This window comes from Ureibacillus thermosphaericus, from assembly GCF_012396605.1.
GTDB classification, from domain to species: domain Bacteria; phylum Bacillota; class Bacilli; order Bacillales_A; family Planococcaceae; genus Ureibacillus; species Ureibacillus thermosphaericus.
Map to the genome: position 1 here is coordinate 236,950 of NZ_JAAXPW010000001.1, position 18,440 is coordinate 255,389.

General features: G+C 35.3%; 13 protein-coding genes. 7 read left to right on the forward strand and 6 right to left on the reverse strand.

Going from position 1 to position 18,440, the window contains the following annotated elements:
• Positions 1-74: 74 nt before the first annotated feature.
• The 4 genes from HF990_RS01220 (at position 75) to fabG (ending at position 5,945) form a co-directional block, all read left to right on the forward strand.
• Positions 75-1,826, forward strand: a complete 1,752-nt coding sequence (locus tag HF990_RS01220; protein WP_168411780.1) for a GGDEF domain-containing phosphodiesterase — start codon at positions 75-77, stop codon at positions 1,824-1,826.
• Positions 1,827-2,960, forward strand: a complete 1,134-nt coding sequence (locus HF990_RS01225; RefSeq protein ID WP_168411781.1) for a THUMP domain-containing class I SAM-dependent RNA methyltransferase — start codon at positions 1,827-1,829, stop codon at positions 2,958-2,960.
• 166 nt (positions 2,961-3,126) lie between these two features.
• Positions 3,127-5,028 (forward strand): ATP-dependent DNA helicase, encoded by a 1,902-nt coding sequence (locus HF990_RS01230; RefSeq protein ID WP_168411782.1) that lies wholly within the window; start codon positions 3,127-3,129, stop codon positions 5,026-5,028.
• Between the two features lie 176 nt (positions 5,029-5,204).
• On the forward strand, positions 5,205-5,945 hold the full coding sequence (gene fabG / locus HF990_RS01235) for a 3-oxoacyl-ACP reductase FabG (protein ID WP_096550850.1): 741 nt from the start codon (positions 5,205-5,207) through the stop codon (positions 5,943-5,945).
• Between the two features lie 109 nt (positions 5,946-6,054).
• Here the strand turns inward: fabG and HF990_RS01240 are convergent, their stop codons facing one another.
• The 4 genes from HF990_RS01240 to HF990_RS01250 all read right to left on the reverse strand — a co-directional run bounded on the left by HF990_RS01240 (position 6,055) and on the right by HF990_RS01250 (position 9,072).
• A complete protein-coding gene (locus HF990_RS01240) occupies positions 6,055-7,686 on the reverse strand; it encodes a b(o/a)3-type cytochrome-c oxidase subunit 1 (protein WP_026018956.1) in 1,632 nt (543 codons plus the stop codon).
• Between the two features lie 49 nt (positions 7,687-7,735).
• Positions 7,736-8,230, reverse strand: a complete 495-nt coding sequence (locus tag HF990_RS01245) for a cytochrome c oxidase subunit II (RefSeq protein ID WP_016837007.1) — start codon at positions 8,228-8,230, stop codon at positions 7,736-7,738.
• A gap of 22 nt (positions 8,231-8,252) precedes the next feature.
• A complete protein-coding gene (locus tag HF990_RS15170) occupies positions 8,253-8,381 on the reverse strand; it encodes a hypothetical protein (protein ID WP_016837008.1) in 129 nt (42 codons plus the stop codon).
• A gap of 232 nt (positions 8,382-8,613) precedes the next feature.
• The gene (locus tag HF990_RS01250; RefSeq protein ID WP_096552470.1) at positions 8,614-9,072 is read right to left on the reverse strand and encodes a chemotaxis protein CheX; all 459 of its coding nucleotides are present in this window, start codon (positions 9,070-9,072) and stop codon (positions 8,614-8,616) included.
• 402 nt (positions 9,073-9,474) lie between these two features.
• Between HF990_RS01250 and HF990_RS01255 the strand changes: the two genes are divergently transcribed.
• The 3 genes from HF990_RS01255 (at position 9,475) to HF990_RS01265 (ending at position 16,103) form a co-directional block, all read left to right on the forward strand.
• Entirely contained in the window at positions 9,475-13,095 is a 3,621-nt protein-coding gene (locus tag HF990_RS01255) for a dynamin family protein (protein ID WP_168411783.1), read from the forward strand.
• Positions 13,096-13,372: 277 nt separating this feature from the next.
• Positions 13,373-14,293 (forward strand): stalk domain-containing protein, encoded by a 921-nt coding sequence (locus HF990_RS15275; protein WP_168411784.1) that lies wholly within the window; start codon positions 13,373-13,375, stop codon positions 14,291-14,293.
• 610 nt (positions 14,294-14,903) lie between these two features.
• Entirely contained in the window at positions 14,904-16,103 is a 1,200-nt protein-coding gene (locus HF990_RS01265) for an NAD(P)-dependent malic enzyme (RefSeq protein ID WP_016837011.1), read from the forward strand.
• Between the two features lie 149 nt (positions 16,104-16,252).
• Here the strand turns inward: HF990_RS01265 and HF990_RS01270 are convergent, their stop codons facing one another.
• Together HF990_RS01270 and gdhA are read right to left on the reverse strand one after the other, a co-directional pair.
• A complete protein-coding gene (locus HF990_RS01270; protein WP_168411785.1) occupies positions 16,253-16,900 on the reverse strand; it encodes a Yip1 family protein in 648 nt (215 codons plus the stop codon).
• 164 nt (positions 16,901-17,064) lie between these two features.
• Positions 17,065-18,438: an NADP-specific glutamate dehydrogenase gene (gene gdhA, locus HF990_RS01275; protein ID WP_168411786.1), complete on the reverse strand. Its 1,374-nt coding sequence runs from the start codon at positions 18,436-18,438 to the stop codon at positions 17,065-17,067.
• Positions 18,439-18,440 lie beyond the last annotated feature (2 nt).

The window sequence follows — 18,440 nt, forward strand, 5'->3', positions numbered from 1 at the left end:
TTAAAATTATCGTCATAAGCTCTCCATTAAAGGAGAGCTTTTCTTTATATAATCGATGCGGGGGAGAATGGATAATGGTGGGGAAAAATGAAAATCAATCAATAGATAAACAGATAACCGAGTCAATATCAGCGAAGGTATTAAAAATCATTATGGATAATATTACTGAAGGCGTACTCGTAACGGATGAAACGAAGAGAATTATATTCGTTAACCCAGCCTTTGAATACGTAACTCGCTATCATTTTGATGAGGTTGTTGGAAAAAATCCTACAATCCTCCAATCTGGCATGCATGATCACAGATTTTATCAATCTATGTGGGAATCCATTCATCAACAAGGGATATGGCAAGGAGAAATATGGAATCGAAAAAAAGATGGCGAAATTTATCCTGAGTGGTTAAAAATTAAGGCCATTAAAAATGAACAAGGGGAAATTACAAACTATATCGGGATATTTTCTGATATATCAGAGAAAAAGATTATTGAAGATGAATTAAAAAATAAAATCTTAACCGATACACTTACCAATGTGAATAATCGATATTCTTACTTAGTGAAAATGAATTCTCTTTTGGATTCCAACACTTTGAATAATAAAAAAATGAAAGTACAACATGCTTTGATTTTCATAGACTTAAATCGTTTTAAGCAAGTAAATGATACGTTAGGTCATATAATTGGCGATGCTTTGCTTGTGGAAGTAGCAAACCGCTTAAAAAATTTAGTGAGTGAAAAAGATATAATTGCCCGCCATGGAGGAGATGAATTTATCATCACTTTAGTAAATATTTCTCACCCGAGAGACGCTGCGCACTTTGCAGAAAAAATTATTCGTAAAATAGAGGAACCTTTTTTTATTGATGGTCATGAAATCTATATGTCAACGAGCATTGGCATTAGCCTTTACCCCATTGACGGCCAAACGACAGACGAGCTCATCTATTGTGCAGATAAAGCAATGTATTATGCAAAGCAAAAAGGTGCGAATCATTTCTCCTTTTATTTTGATGAATTAAATATGAATAAGGCCAAATTATTAATTCTCGATAATGAAATGCGGAAAGGGATAGACAATAAACAATTTACTTTAATGTATCAACCAAAAGTATGTTTAACTACAAATCAAGTAATGGGTTTAGAAGCGCTAATTCGTTGGGAAAATGAAAAATTAGGATATGTTTCGCCAAATGAATTTATTCCATATGCAGAAGAAAGCGGCTTAATTATCCCTTTATCAGAATTAATCATTGATTTAGTATGTAATGATATCAGTTATCTTCATCAATCAGGCTTTCCAAATCTCCAAATCTCAATTAATATTTCCGGGCTTCACTTTCAGCAATATAATTTTTTACAATCAATCCAAACGATATTAGAACGAAATAACATATCAGCAAAAAATTTAGAGTTGGAAGTAACAGAACGAACAATTATGAATAACGATGCGGATACGATTAGAAAATTAGTTCGATTAAAACAACTTGGTTTTAAAATAGCCATTGATGATTTTGGCACGGGTTATTCATCTCTCAGCTACTTAGTAAGATTTCCGATTGACTTTTTAAAAATTGATAAAAGTTTTATTCAACATATTACCGCTTTTGCTGATAAACAAGCTGTTGTTGATGCAATTATTCAAATGGCTCATCGCTTGAATCTTCAAGTTGTTGCTGAAGGGGTAGAAAGCATTCAACAATGCAACTTATTAAAGAATATGGGTTGTGATTATATTCAAGGATATTATTTTTGTAAGCCTAAACGAATTGATGATATAATAGACTTCTTGAAAATATGGGAAATTGAACATCAAGGATGGATGTAAATGACAAAATTTCAACTAGTAGCAACATCTGCAATGGGATTAGAATCAATTGTTGCAGACGAAGTAAAAGCATTAGGATACGAAACGAAAACAGAAAACGGCAAAATCTATTTTGAAGGTGATGAAAGAGCGATTGCTCGAACAAATCTTTGGCTTCGAGTTGCCGATCGAGTAAAAATCGTTGTTGCACAATTCCCTGCAACGACTTTTGATGAATTATTTGAGAACACAAAAGCCATTGAATGGGAACAATATTTGCCTGTTGATGCAAACTTCCCTGTCAGCGGAAAATCAGTGAAATCAACTTTATATAGTGTACCGGATTGTCAAGCAATCGTAAAAAAAGCGATTGTGGAACGGTTAAAACATGCTTATAAACTTATTGGCTTTTTAGAAGAATCGGGAGCAACTTTTAAAATTGAAGTATCAATTTTGAAAGATTTGGTAACACTGACAATTGATACAAGTGGTGCGGGACTCCACAAAAGAGGATATCGGGTAGGCCAGGGTGATGCACCTTTAAAAGAAACATTGGCTGCCGCTTTGGTAAAAATCTCAAAATGGTCACCTCACAGACCTTTTGTAGATCTTTTTTGCGGATCAGGTACGATTCCAATAGAAGCAGCGATGATTGGCCAAAACATTGCTCCTGGATATAACCGAGAATTCATTTCGGAAGAATGGGATTGGATGAATAAGTCAATTTGGGACGATGCCCGAGTGGAAGTAGAAGACTTAGCAAACTATGATCAGCATCTTGAAATTTTAGGTACAGATATCGACCATCGAATGGTGAAAATTGCACAAGACAATGCAATGGAAGCAGGTTTTAGTGATCTTATTACTTTTAAACAAATGCAAGCAACTGATTTTACGACTACTTTAACAGACGGGGTAATCATCTCGAATCCTCCGTATGGTGAAAGAATTGGTGAGCGTGAGCAAATTGAAAAGGTTATTGTTGAACTAGGTAAAATAATGAAAAATTATCCAACCTGGTCGGTTTATTTGCTGTCTTCAATGGACAATATTGAAGAATTGTACGGCAAAAAAGCAACGAAAAAAAGAAAATTATTTAATGGATTTATTCGTACTGATTTTTATCAATTTTGGGGACAGAAATCCATCAAGTAACAACCTATGAATATCGAATGTTGTTAATTTATGTCGATTTTCTTATAATATAAATATTGTTAGTGATTAGCAAAGATTATGTAGACTTCAATAGGTGTCTTGAATAGTTTCGAGACACTTTTTCTTAATGTCTAAAAAGTAGGCATTCATAAAGGAGATTTGAACAATGAGACCATCATTACCTTTTGAATTATCAAGAGAGAAAAGTTTTTTTGATTCCTTAGGGGATTGGATTGGCGACATTTTTTATGATGTATTACCCGAAAAAGGATTTGAATGTCGGGATGAACAAATTTTTATGAGTTATCAAATAGAGAAAGCATTAAAAGAAAATAACGTTTTGTTTGCGGAAGCGGGTGTTGGAACAGGGAAAACCCTCGCTTATTTATTGCCCGCAATCGCTTACGCTCGTTACAAAGGGAAACCCGCTTTAATTGCATGTGCTGATGAAACATTGATTGATCAGCTTGTGAAAGATGAAGGGGACATCGCAAAAATTGAGAAATATTTAGGATTGAAAATTGATGTAAGGCTTGCGAAATCCCGTGATCAATATTTGTGTTTAAAACGTTTTGAGGAAGCGGAATTGTATGAAGATGATGAATGGATAGATGAGATTGCTTTCAACATTCCAGAAGAAGTGTTTGCTGAAAGTTCAGCTGTACAAATCCCCCTTTATGGTGCAAGAAGCGATTATCCACAAATTAGCGATGAAAATTGGAATAAGGTGAATTACAATTCCATTATGCAGTGTAGTACGTGCGAGAAACGTAATCGTTGTGGTCAGACGCTGCATCGTACGCATTATCGAAAAGCGACTGATTTGATTATTTGCTCGCAAGATTTTTTAATGGAACATTTAGCAAAAAAAGAATCTCGTAAAAGAGAAGGGCAATTAACACTTTTACCTGATGTTTCGTTGATTGTATTAGATGAAGGGCATTTATTGGAATATGCAGCTCAAAAAGCGATGACATATAAAGTGCAAAATTATACCATTGTAAAATTGCTAGATCAATTAATGGTAGACGGTATTCGTGAAAGCACGTTATATGCGATGGAAAAATTGCAAGATGACCACGAATTATTTTTTGACCAACTTCGGGAAGATATCGTACCATCCGATGAAGACAGAAAAACAATTCAGAAATCCGAAAAATTATTGGCATTAGGAAAGCAACTAATCGATGATGTAGAAAAATTATTGGAAGAGTTTGTGTTTGAATCAGAAATGTACGTTATTCCGGAATATGAATTGAATATTGTTGAAGAATTTTTAGAAGAGTATGAGGCCGCTTTAAAAATATTTATTTCAAAAAGCGAAGCAGTTGATTGGCTGGAAGATACGGATGGCGAAGAAACGTTAGTCATCATGCCAAGATTAATTACAGAAGTATTAGAAGAGAAGTTATTTTCGAACAATATACCGATTATCTTTTCATCCGCAACATTATCCGTCAATAAAGATTTTTCTTACATTGCTTCCAGTTTGGGTGTGAAAAAGTATCAGCATTTTAGCGTACCTTCTCCTTTTGATTATGATGAAGTTATGAAAATATATTTACATGAATTGAATGAAGATGAGAAAGTGAAGAAAGTAGAAGAGCTGCTAAAACAAAATAAGAAAACATTGGTACTGTTTAAATCTAGACAATCGATGTTGAATTTTAAAAACAAATTACCAATAATGTCACGGTTAACAGTTGGTTTTGAAGGAGATCGAGAATTAACATCCATTATTCAAGATTTCCAAAACGGCACTATTAAAACCCTATGTTCCTATCATTTATGGGAAGGTGTGGACTTGCCAGAAGAGGCATTGACACAAGTTGTTATTTATGAATTACCATTTCCACCAAAAGATCCGCTTTTTGATGCAAAACGAAAATTTGTTGAGAAACCATTTGAAGAAGTAGATTTACCATTTATGTTACTGCGATTGCAACAAGGAATTGGTCGACTCATCCGCACTTCAAAAGATTACGGTGACGTTCACATTTTATTAAATCAAGAAGATAATGCAATACAATCACGTTTTGTTGAAGTATTGCCAGTGAAACCACAATAATGAACGAACAGATATATGCAAAAAGTCTATATAGATTTTTTGCATATTTTTTTATTTTTAAGAATATAATTTTTTAAAAATTGTTGAAAGTGGTCGTGTCAATGCTGTCTATGTCGATGAATGTCTGTTATTGTAAAAGATGTACGGATTAATCTATTCGAAAAAGGGAGAGAAATATGAGATTAAAAGGAAAAGTTGCCATTATAACAGGAAGTGCAAATGGAATAGGTAAGGCCGCTACCATTAGGTTTTTGGAAGAGGGAGCAAAAGTAGTCATCGCAGATATACAAGCAGAAGAAGGAAAACAATTTGAAAAAGAATTAACTGAGCGAGGTTATGACGTTTTATTTTACCAAGTAAATGTTGCAAAAAAAGAAGAAGTTGAAAAAATGGTTGAAAAAGTGAAGGAACATTATGGCAAGATTGATATTTTAATCAATAATGCAGGTATTACAAGGGACGCGATGCTTGTAAAAATGTCAGAAGAACAATTTGATGAAGTCATCAATGTAAATTTAAAGGGAGTTTTCAATTGTACGCAAGCGGTTTCAAAAGTGATGATTGAACAAGGACATGGAAAGATTATTAATACTTCATCTGTAAGCGGTGTTTATGGGAATGTGGGGCAAACAAATTATGCTGCTGCAAAAGCGGCAATAGTGGGCATGACAAAAACGTGGGCGAAGGAACTTGGAAGAAAGGGTATAAATGTGAACGCTGTCGCTCCAGGATTTACGAAAACAGCAATGGTTGATAAGATGCCAGAGAAAATATTAAATTATATGGAATCGATTACAAGTTTAAAAAGGTTAGGGGAGCCAATCGATATTGCAAACGCTTACTTGTTTTTAGCTTCGGATGAATCAAATTACATCACAGGTCATATTTTACATGTAGATGGTGGAATTATGATGTAAAATTCAAAATACTTATTGAAAAAAAGTTCATAATATTTTAATATTCATAATATGTGCATAAATAACCCTCCCCGTCAATGTGGGGAGGGAATTGTGTTGCATTTTTTTCTTACCATAATCTAAAGCCTTTAGCTCCAAGAGGCGAGTTAGATATAATATCGATGATTGGAATTGTATAAGCGAAGATAATTACTGCAATCATGATGACGCCCCAAAGTTTGAAGTTTTCGATAGCAGCTGGAGTTTTAGCAGCTCCTGGTGCAACTTCTGCAATTGGGAAATCCTCCTCACCTTTAGGAGCAAAGAAACCTACGTAAATTACTAATCCAGTGATTACTAATATTGCGATGAATAGGATTGATCCACCAACCGCTTGAGCAATTTGATAAGAGAGCCATTCAGCCGCTTGTTCTGAACCACCGTAAGTAGAGTAATCAGAACGACGTGGTGCGCCTAATAAACCTGCGATATGCATGGCACTCGACATAATCGTCATACCAATAGCCCATAAAATTCCTGCACAGTTTGCCATGCTATTAGCACGTTTTGTTAAAGTTCTACCATTTAGGTGCGGTATTAACCAGAATGCTGTACCAAAGAATGTTAATGCAACAGCACTAGCTACTGTTAAGTGGAAGTGACCTGTTACCCAAATTGTATTGTGAATCAGTTCGTTCATTTGGTAAGAGGCGTTAACGATACCACCGGCACCGCCAGGAATAAATGCAACCATACCAATGAATGGTAGTAAGAATCTTGAATCATTCCATGGTAATTTTTTGAACCATCCAAATACGCCTTTCGCACCAAGTTCACGTCCTCGCAATTCAAATGTTGCAAACATAGAAAAGGCAGTCATTAATGATGGAACTACGACGAAGAATGTTAATACTGCTTGAATGAACTTCCATAATGGATCAATACCAGGTTCAGTGTATTGGTGGTGAATACCAACTGGTACTGAAAGAATTAAGAACAACATGAATGTTAATTTTGCTAAAGCATCTGAGAAAACTTTACCGCCGATGATTTTAGGAATGATTGTGTACCAAATCATATATGCAGGTAATAACCAGAAATAAACTAATGCGTGACCGAAATACCAGAACAATGTTCTAGAAAGTAGTACGTCAACACGTTCTACTAATCCCATTGACCAAGGGATTAATTGGAATAATACTTCAATTGCTACACCTAATGTAGCGACATACCATAAGAAGTTGTTCACTACAACCATAAAGGATAATAGCGGTGTACTTTGGCCTTTATGTTCTTTCTTCCATTGAACAAAACGCATAATTTGTGCTAAACCTGTAAACCAAGAACCAACAATTACTAATGCTAAACCAAGGTAGAATACCCAGTGGGCTTGTAATGGTGCATAGAATGTGTAAAGAACAGAAGCTTCATTCGTTAGAATCATTGCGGCTGCTGCAACTAATCCAATTGTAGCAATCCAGAAACCAATCCAGCCAATTGTTCGTTGTTTATTTGTAAATGTACCAGAAGTTCGACTAACAGCAGCTGTTTGGAATCCCATAATGAAGAAAGTTGTTAATACAAGTCCGAGTAAAACACCGTGTACTGTTAACACTTGATAGTAATTAAGAAAACTAGGGAGCTGAAGTGTACCAGCACGAACTAATACTTGAAGTAATCCAGCTATACCACCTAATAATACTGCTATAAATGCGATATAAATATATGCTAATGCTAATTTACCATCTCTTCGATCAACCATTTCAAGTTGCTTTTTTAAACTTGTTGATACAGTGCTTTGTACTGTTTCCTTAGTTGCTGTTGTCATTAGGGTCCACCACCTTTAAAGTCGAGTACATTAATGTGTGACCAGTACCACAATACTCGTTACATACGATTGTATATTCTCCAACTTTATCCACAGTTGTAATTTTTTCTGATACATATCCAGGTTCAAGCATCATATTTATGTTTGTTCCTGCAACCTCAAAACCGTGAATAACGTCTTTTGTCGTTGCGATGAAACGAACTTTAGAACCAACAGGTATTTCAAGTTCCATTGGAGTGTAAGCAAACGCTTGTGCAACAAGTACCACTTCATAATCCCAGTCTTTACCTTCTACTTTGTGTATTCCGGGGTTATTGAAAGGTGCGATTTCATCTACTTTTTCGTAGTTTATCGTCCATTTCGAGTTATTTGGATGCGTTCCTCCATGGAATGCGCTTACACCGAGAACAATTAAGAACACGATGAGTGTACCTGTGCCAAATATTAACCACCATTTCTCATACTTGTGTATGTGCATTGTTTTCCCTCCTGCTCAAGTGTTAGAAGCGACCGATGTATAAATCGAATGCAGCGATCCAAAAAATAATAATAATTAGACCTATACCAAAAGTCGCTAAAAGAGTACCTGTTAAATTTTCCTCCGAAGAATTCTTTTTGTGATTTGTCATGTCTCTCCCTCCTATGAAATGAACTCAAATATGGTACTTCACGTTCATCATAATAAAAATCAAACTTCCAAGATGTGATAAAAATCACACTTCAATACTGGAAATGTGAATTTCCTGTGAAAGTCGATGGAAGCAAAAAAATAAAATGTCTCAAAAAAAGAGACATTTTATGCAAAAAACGTAATATCGTTCTATATTTTTTAATAAATTTTTATGAAAATCTATGTATAACTTACTTATTATCGATTGTAAGCAAAACCGTCAACATACCTATATCTTCGATGATAGTTGGTAATTTAATGGCGTTATCGATACCGTGAAGAGTTGTCTTGCCGATGAGTATCGTCGGTGGAGTCACGTCAATAAATAGTTGTTTTTCACTTGCCTGAATACTTAAATTTCCAGCAAACATATTACCGAATTCCCCTGTAAATGATTTCAACATTTCGCCTTCTAAATTCATGCCGAACATTTTCATTCCTATCGCAGAAAAAATAGCGGAAGTGCTATCCAGTATTACTCTACCTTTTATATCACCAGTCAAACCGACTAGAACGCCAATTTCTTTATGGGTAAAAGGCTCGGTCAAAAAGGAGGGAGACTGAATGTTGATATTCATTGGGATGATTTGTTTTAACGTGTAGATTGCACCGTTTAAAATCGTTTGTACATGTTTAGAAGTCATAGACATCAATCTTATCGCATCCTTTTGTATTTATTTACCTATTTTAGCAGAAAAAAAACCGAAATTAAGAAGAATTTTGTATATTTATTATTATTTTATTTTTATTATAATAATTGATAAGAATTCTCATCGAAAAAAGGGGTAAAAACGAATGGTTTACGCATTCATTGCTGGGACGATTGCCATATATTATTGGATCGGTACATACATCTTTAAAAATGTAACGAAATAGTGCCAATCAACTTTTTTTAGCGATTGGCACAAATTTTTTGTATTTTCACACATTCTAAATATACTCAATAAAAACTTCATTTTTCTTGTAATCTTTTTGATTTACTAGCGATTTTACTTGAAAAGCATGTTAATATTATAATTGTGACAAAATGAAGGCAAAGGGGTATTTATTCCATGAGTAGTTTTGACGAAAAAATATCACAATTGTTAGAGCAATCCGCAATTCAATACATAATATTTAAGAATAATGAAGATACAGAGCGAATGGAAAAGCTCCACTTATTTGCTAAAAAACTATTACAAAAAGAATATGTCATTGGATTTGCCGGACATTTTTCAGCTGGAAAATCTAGTATGATTAATGCATTATCCGGTGAAGATATTTTAGCTTCTAGCCCGATTCCGACGAGTGCAAACATCGTAAAAGTCCATAAATCAGATGAAGATTTCGCTATTTGTTATATGAAAGACGACAAGCCTGTCAAATTTGAAGCTGGATATGATATAAAAACGGTAAAAGAATTAAGTAAAAATGGCGACCTCGTTACGCAAATCGAAATTGGGCATAAAGATTCAAAGTTGCCTGTCGGTGTCACTGTGATGGATACTCCAGGAGTCGATTCTACAGACGATGCTCACCGTATGAGTACGGAATCAGCATTACATATTGCGGATATTGTTTTTTACACAATGGATTACAACCATGTGCAGTCTGAATTAAACTTCCAATTTACAAAACAATTAATGAAATATAATCCAAATGTGTATTTGATTGTCAACCAGATTGACAAACATAATGAACAAGAACTTTCATTTGAAGAATATAAAGAATCGGTATATAAATCCTTTAAAGCTTGGGGAGTGGAGCCGAAGGGCATCTTTTTCACATCTCTTAAAGATTTCAACCATCCTCACAATGATTTTGAAAAAGTAAAAAACATTGTGATGGATTCAATGGAACACTGGCAAGATCGCCTAGTAGAAACGGCTGAAAACACATTGAAAAAGATGCAAAGTGAACATTTAGCGTTTTTAGAGGAAGAAAAGAATGCACGATTTGAAGAGAATAGTGAAGTTTTATCAACCGATGAATGGGATAACCGTGAAGATCTTTTAGAGCAATATGAAAAATTAAAATTGCAAACAGAACTATTCTCCATTGAAAATTGGGAGGAAAGCTTCAAGGAAAAACGAAATGACTTGCTAGAAAATGCAGCAGTCATACCAGCTGACTTTCGAGAAAAACTGCGTCTATATTTAGAGAGTCAACAAGAAGGATTTAAAGTAGGTGGCTTTTTCACTTCGAAAAAGAAAACTCAAGAGGAAATCCAACGACGCATTAAGGATGTCTATGACCAGTATCAAACCATCTTACAATCGCAAATCATCGGTCATATGAAATCGTTAATGAAACAGTCATTAAAAGATGTTGGAGCATTAACAGATGAAAGGGCTAGCCAAATCGATGCCATCGCTTTTGATGTGCCGTTTACTTTAATTGAAGAATGCGTTCAAAGAAACGCTATTGTTACAGGGGATGCGGTGTTAAACTTTGCTAATCGAGTAAGAGAGGCAACTCGTCGCTACTTTATTCGTGAAACGGATGCGTGGAAAGACAGTCAAATTCCATTATTAAAAGAACTCGGTGAAACATCACAAGCTCCAGTACAGCAAAAATTGAATAATCTAGAAAAGAAAGTAAAAGCAATTCAAAGCATCTCTGAAATGGACGAACGAAAAGAATTTTTAGAAAGACAGCTCGTTCATGCATCAAAAAATACGAGAGATGAAGCGAAAAAACAAAAAGAGCAGTGGGAAAACAAGTTCGAACAAGAGTTAAATGAAGTTCGATTATTTGACCCATCTATGCTGAAACAAGAGCAACAAGAAGAAGTGGTGGTAGAAGAGGTACCACAACAAATGGGTGTATCAATGCAAGGCGATGAAGTAATTGACAATGCTTTGCATACAGCAAATCTTGTAAGACAAGTGGAAGGCTTTGAAGAAGTAGCCGACTTCTTATTGAAAAAAGTTGAAAGGCTACAACATAAAGATTTTACGATTGCCTTATTCGGAGCATTTAGTGCAGGGAAATCAAGTTTCTCAAACGCATTAATGGGCGAAAAAGTATTACCGGTATCCCCAAACCCAACAACAGCGGCCATTAACAAAATACGCCCTGTAGATGAACAGCATCACCATGAAACAGCAGATGTTCAACTCAAAACGAAAGAACAACTACTAGAGGATATTCAATTTGCATATGAAGCGATTGGAATGACGGTCCAATCGTTAGATGAGGCATACAATCGTGCAGATGAAGCATTAAAAGTCGAACTGAAGGATGAGCGCTTAAATGTTCATAAATCCTTTATTCGCGCATATAAAGAAGGTTATCCTACTTACAGCAATCAACTCGGTGAGATTCTTCGTGTAAACCGAGAAGAATTTGAACGGTTTGTTGCGGAAGAGAACCGATCTTGCTTTGTGGATAATATTAATTTCTATTATGATTGTCCACTCACTCGTATGGGTGTGACATTGGTAGATACACCGGGAGCGGATTCAATCAACGCTCGTCATACAGGTGTCGCATTCGAATATATTCGCAATGCCGATGCAATTCTTTTCGTCACGTATTACAACCATGCTTTTGCAAAGGCAGACCGTGAATTTTTAATCCAGTTAGGTCGCGTGAAAGATGCCTTTGAATTGGACAAAATGTTCTTTATCGTTAATGCCATCGATTTAGCGAAAAACCAAGAAGAAGCTGAAGATGTGAAAGCTTACGTTCGCAATGAATTGCAGCGCTTCGGCATTCGTTTCCCTAAATTGTATGGCGTCTCCAGTTTACTTGCGTTGCGTGAGAAGCAAGAGAAGGCGGAATTGGCATCTGGAATGCAGGAGTTTGAACAAGCGTTTTATCGCTTCTTAAATGAAGACTTGGCATCAATTGCGATTCAAGCATTACATGAGGAAGTTGAAAAAACTCATCAACGTTTATCAGATTTAATTGTTCAAACTGAAGAAAACTTAAAACGAAAAGATGAACGATTAGAGGAATTGGCACAGCTAGAAGATTATGTAGAGAAACATTATCGTTCGTTAGGAACAAGCATGATTGAAAGCGATACGAAGCAAGAACTCGATGAACTATTATATTATGTATTGCAAAGAGTTTATTACCGTTATCCAGACTTCTTTAGAGAAAGTTACAATCCATCGACATTTGCAGCGTTGTCGCCACAAGAAGCTTTAAGTAAAGCGTTAAAAGAAACGTTAAGTTCTTTAAAATTTGACTTTGCTCAAGAACTTCGAGTTACGAATTTCCGCATCGCACAATTAATTCAAAAACAAATGAAAGAACGTTTCAAAGAAGAAAGTCGTTCTTTGAAGGAAATGAACCAAAGTTTCTCATTTATTGCTTATGAGTTTGAAGATGCGGAATTATTGGATTTCGATGGTCCGTTTGATGATTTCAATAAATATGCATCCGTAAAATCATATTTCAAAAATACGAAATCTTTCTTTGAAAAGAACGAAAAAGAACATTTGAAAGCAGCGTTAGAAGAATTAACGAAACCAGATGCTGAGAAATATTTAGAAGAACAAAAACAACAAGTGATGGATTGGGCGCGGACGTATATTGCGAAGGAAGCTGAACGTTTACGCGAACATATTTATCACCAAGCGATGAATCAAATTCAAACAGAACGCTTATTGCTACAAGAAGAAAGCCGATTGGCGACTTGGAAAAATATCTATCAAGAATTGCAAAAAGTAGAAGTCAAATAAAGCGACGGAGTGTCTATTTGAGACGGCTCCCCTTGAGGCTCGACACAAATAATTTGTGGCGAAGGACTGTGGAAATTTGTTCGACTACAGCAGGCGCGGAGAGTTTTAACAAATCAATTAGGTAAAAGAATGTAAGGGTGTCTAGAAAAGTTCCATTTTCTAGCACCTTTTTTATTTGCAAACTTATGTATGTAGAAATTTTTGTGGAAGTTTGTAACCTTTTCCGTCGTTATTCGACTAATTGAACGAAAACAGAATTATGAAAGGAGAGGTGCATGTGAAAAAGAAATTATCTGCTCTTTGTGCATTAGCGGTGCTAAGTAGCTTCACGCTGATTCCTGATGGAAATGTACAAGCACTTGAAGTAAATGACAATTCGGTTATTGAAGCTAAAGAAGAGCACCAATTTAAATATTTTCAAGTAAGCGGAACAATTAGTAGTATTACTGAAAAAGAAAATGGATCATTCTTTGCAACTATAGACTCAAAGGAAAATCCATTCGGCTTTTATTTCAATGAAGACACTTTCATTTTCGATAATAGTGGAAACGCGGTAAAGTTGAAGGAAGGCATGCAAATCACAGCCTATGTTGATAGTCTTAAACCAATGATAATGATTTATCCACCTCAATATTCGCCTGATGTAGTCATTGTTCAAACGGATAATCCAGGTACAGTACAGTTGGATCAATTTGATCAAAATTACTTAAATGTCGCAAAAGATTTAATTATTCATTTGAATGAAAAGTCAAATATTATGAATTTATCAGGTGAAAAACTATCAAAAGAAGATGTTATTGATAAAGAAGTATTAATTTTCTATGAAGTTGTGTTAGAAAGCTACCCTGCTCAAACAGGACCTTCTAAAGTAATTGTATTAGAGAGAAATGAGCAATGGGAACAACCATCAGAAATCGAAAAAGCTTATCAAATCGCTGAAAATGATTTCTACATCGTCAACAATGTTAAAATGGTACCTTTACGATTGATTGCTGAGCAACTGGGCTACCGAGTAGACTCTACTGGCGTTGGAGCAATTGTATCAAAAGGCGAAGTTTCATTTACGATTACTAGAGGAACGAAATCTTACATTACAAATGGAACGACGAAACAGTTTGTAGAAGCACCTGCATTGTTAGAGCCTCGTAAAACATACGTGCCGTACGAATTCATTGAGGAACTTGTGGGGAATTTTTAAATAATTAAATTGGGATACCAACCGTTATAAAAAGGGCGCCTGAATAGTCATTTTAGGGCGCTCTTTTTGCTACTGTGACCGAAGTAAATTTGGGATGTCGCTTAGATAGATTACAGCTGACGTCAGCGCTAACGTCTTAGAAAAATTGAGACGAGGCGGCGCAGTTGATGTGATTGCAGCAGAAAAAGAATTATAATTTAGAGATTTGAGCCTGACTAAAAGGGGCAAACTTTTTGGTCAGGCTGTTTTTTTAATTATTAAGATGAAAAATTGTGAAAAATATGTGACAACGTCATTTTTTTCTAAATTGAAGTATGTGAAAAATATCATATTTAACTAAGCAAAATAGTCTGTTTTCATTTTCACAAATAAATGCTGATAGTATCAACGTTTGAATTGTGAAAAATGCATTATAAATTATATTAATATAATAAAAATTTAATCAAAAAATTAAGAAAAGTTGGTCAAAAAAATCATGAAAGCGCTTTAAAAACTCGGTGTTTTCAATGTGTTTTGAGGTTTCGACAAAATATGTTATTGACTTTAATTAAGTAAAGTAATATTATACAAAATACAATATTAAACAATAATGGTTAGGGGATGATAAAGTATGGATTTAATGAAAAAGTCTTTAGAAATGCATAAAGAATTTAAGGGGAAAATGGAAATTGTATCAAAAGTACCTCTTAAAGATAGCTATGATTTAAGTTTGGCTTATTCACCAGGTGTTGCGGCACCTTGCCAAGAAATAGAAAAAAGCCCGATGCGCGTCTATGACTATACAATGAAAGGGAATTTAGTAGCGGTTGTATCTGATGGAACTGCGGTGTTAGGCTTAGGGGATATTGGACCGGAAGCAGCTCTTCCTGTTATGGAAGGAAAGGCGTTGTTATTAAAACGATTTGCAAATGTTGATGCAGTGCCAATTACATTGAACACAAAAGATGTGGATGAAATAGTTAGAACAGTAAAGGCGATTTCACCTACATTTGGCGCTATTAATTTAGAAGATATTGCAGCGCCTCGTTGTTTTGAAATTGAAGAACGATTAAAAGCGGAATGCAATATTCCAATTTTCCATGATGATCAACACGGTACAGCCATCGTTGTTGCAGCGGGATTAGAAAATGCATTAAAGCTTGTTGGAAAACGAAAAGAAGAAGTGAAAATTGTAATTAATGGAGCGGGAGCGGCTGGTATTGCTACATTAAAGCTGTTAGCAAGCATTGGATATAAAAACATTGTTGTTTGTGATTCAAAGGGTATCCTTTATGAAGGGCGTTCAGGAATGAATGCTGTAAAAGAAGAAATTGCGAAAATTACTAACCCTGAAAAGTTGACAGGAACATTGGACGATGCAATGGTAGGGACGGATATCTTTATTGGAGTTTCCATCGCAAATATTTTAACGAAGGAACATATTGATTCCATGAATCGGGATCCAATTGTTTTTGCATTGGCTAATCCAAATCCTGAAATCACTTATGAAAACGCTGAGCGTTGGGGAGTAAGAATCATCGGTACTGGTCGCTCCGACTATCCAAATCAAGTAAATAACGTATTAGCGTTTCCAGGAATCTTTAGAGGGGCATTGGATGTATTTGCGACAGAAATTAACGAAGAAATGAAAATTGCCGCTGTAAATGCCATTGCGTCTCTTGTTGATGAAAATGAGTTAAGAGAAGATTATGTGATTCCAAAACCATTGGATGAAAGAGTTGTTCCTGCTGTTGCAAAAGCAGTGGCAAACGCGGCAATTGAAACGGGCGTATCAAGGCTATATAGTAATCAACAAGCAAAAGTAATTTAGTGTGAATGTTCGTTATCAATTCTTGTATGGTAAACTGAAAGATTAAAAAATGAAAATCTCTTTTACAATTTGAAAAGAGAAAAAATATGGCTTGGTGGTAGAAAGTAGGGGCTGACTGGTTTTTATCTAATACCAAGCCATATCGTTGATTACATATAATAGCTAAGTCCCAGTAAGACAATGATGATGCCAATGATAACGCCGATTAGAATAAAAATAATTGCTATGATTATAGCAAATATCAATAGTGTGAAAAAGGCCTTCCAATTAGAAAACTGATGAGCTTCAGCAATTGCTGCAATCGTAATGACAATTGACCATATGGTTGCAATGAATGTGAACAATACTCCAATGATTGCAAATGCACCAAAATCTTCGCTCATATTCATTAAACTATTCGGATCAATCAACATCCAAAGCAAGTAAATGGGAATTAACACAATAAACGGCCATACACTTAGGGAAGAAGCTTTGAATAATTGTGCGTAAGTTCCTTTTCCTGAAAACATTTTCCCGATTAGCCAAGTACAAAAAGCTGAAATAGCGTTGCTAATTAGCCCCACAATAGGCGAAAGAATAATGGTAATTAGAATCATTGCCCAAAGAGGAAAGTTTGGATAAATACCTATATCCATATATCCTGTAAACAAACTTCCAATATAACCAATCGATAAGAGAATAATGACATAAAGCCAACTTTTCTCTTGTATTACATAGCGAGTTGTTTTTTTCGGATGTAACCATATCGTGAAAAAAGGATTAATCTTTTCTTGTTGCGGTGTTTCGAACTCGTTCATCTAAAAACCTCCCAATATTTTCTTTTTTTAGTAAAACATATTTGATTAACGAACTTCAATAGGAAAAAAGATAGCCAATTGAAATATGCAAAATAGCACATTTCAATTGGCTTCATTTTCTATATTGAGCCCCTTTTGAATTCATTTCTCCCGATAATAGACGATTAATAAACCCCTTCAGCAATCATTCCGTTCGCAACTTTGATAAATCCGGCAATGTTTGCACCAAGCATTAAATTTCCAGGATATCCATATTTTTCAGAGCACTCTTTACTTGTTCTATAGATGTTTTTCATAATGTCATGTAGTTTTTCATCTACTTCATTAAATGACCAGTAAGTGCGGCTTGAGTTTTGTGCCATTTCTAATGCAGAAGTTGCTACACCGCCGGCATTTGCTGCTTTACCAGGTCCGTATAAGACACCATTTTCTAAAAACTCATTGATCGCTTCAGGAGTTGAAGGCATATTTGCGCCTTCCGCAACAACTTTTACGCCGTTACTAATTAAAGTACGAGCAGATTCTCCGTCAATTTCGTTTTGTGTTGCACATGGAAGTGCGATATCACATGGAATTGTCCAAATACCTGTGCAACCTTCCGTATATGTTGCGTTTGGACGATATTCAACATACTTTTTAATTCGTTCACCTTGAACTTCTTTAATTTCTTTTACAATGTTTAAATCAATGCCCTCAGAATCGTAAATATAACCATTTGAATCGGAGCATGCAACAACTTTTGCACCGAAATGTTGGGCTTTTTCGATGGCATAAATAGCAACATTACCTGATCCGGAAACAACAACAGTTTTATCTAAGAATGATTCTTTTTTATCGCGTAGCATTTCTTCTACAAAGTATACTAAACCGTATCCTGTAGCTTCTTTACGAACAAGTGAACCTCCGTAACCTGGCTGTTTACCAGTAAGAACGCCTGCTTCATGCATCGCTTTAATGCGTTTATATTGACCCCATAGATAACCAACTTCGCGTGCACCAACACCGATATCTCCGGCAGGAACATCGACATCTGGACCGATATGACGGTATAATTCAGTCATAAATGCTTGGCAGAAACGCATAATTTCTGCATCTGATTTTCCTTTAGGGTCAAAATCAGAGCCGCCTTTTGCACCGCCAATTGGCAGTCCAGTTAGTGCGTTTTTAAAGATTTGTTCGAAAGCTAAAAATTTCATAATGGATTCGTTTACTGTTGGGTGGAAACGTAAACCGCCTTTGTATGGTCCGATAACATTATTAAACTGTACACGGTAACCACGATTTACGTGAACTCGATTTTGATCATCCTGCCAAGTTACACGGAAAGTAATGATACGATCCGGTTCTACAATTCGAGAAAGAATATTATGTTCAATATATTCAGGATGTTGCTCAAAAACAGGTACTAATGTAGAAAATACTTCTTCTACAGCCTGCAAAAATTCCGTTTGATATCCATATTTATTTTTAAGTTGATTATATACAGAATCAATATATTCTTTTGCTTTGGATTGTTTTTTTACATCTGTTGTTGTCATGT

Bases quoted from the DNA above. Each gene is read 5' to 3' on its own strand.
- fabG (WP_096550850.1), top strand. From the start codon at position 5,205: ATGAGATTAAAAGGAAAAGTTGCCATTATAACAGGAAGTGCAAATGGA.
- HF990_RS01230 (WP_168411782.1), top strand. From the start codon at position 3,127: ATGAGACCATCATTACCTTTTGAATTATCAAGAGAGAAAAGTTTTTTT.
- HF990_RS01250 (WP_096552470.1), bottom strand. From the start codon at position 9,072: ATGTCTATGACTTCTAAACATGTACAAACGATTTTAAACGGTGCAATC.
- HF990_RS01255 (WP_168411783.1), top strand. From the start codon at position 9,475: ATGAGTAGTTTTGACGAAAAAATATCACAATTGTTAGAGCAATCCGCA.
- HF990_RS15170 (WP_016837008.1), bottom strand. From the start codon at position 8,381: ATGACAAATCACAAAAAGAATTCTTCGGAGGAAAATTTAACAGGTACT.
- HF990_RS01245 (WP_016837007.1), bottom strand. From the start codon at position 8,230: ATGCACATACACAAGTATGAGAAATGGTGGTTAATATTTGGCACAGGT.
- HF990_RS01265 (WP_016837011.1), top strand. From the start codon at position 14,904: ATGGATTTAATGAAAAAGTCTTTAGAAATGCATAAAGAATTTAAGGGG.
- HF990_RS01225 (WP_168411781.1), top strand. From the start codon at position 1,827: ATGACAAAATTTCAACTAGTAGCAACATCTGCAATGGGATTAGAATCA.
- HF990_RS01240 (WP_026018956.1), bottom strand. From the start codon at position 7,686: ATGGTTGATCGAAGAGATGGTAAATTAGCATTAGCATATATTTATATC.
- HF990_RS01270 (WP_168411785.1), bottom strand. From the start codon at position 16,900: ATGAACGAGTTCGAAACACCGCAACAAGAAAAGATTAATCCTTTTTTC.
- HF990_RS01220 (WP_168411780.1), top strand. From the start codon at position 75: ATGGTGGGGAAAAATGAAAATCAATCAATAGATAAACAGATAACCGAG.
- gdhA (WP_168411786.1), bottom strand. From the start codon at position 18,438: ATGACAACAACAGATGTAAAAAAACAATCCAAAGCAAAAGAATATATT.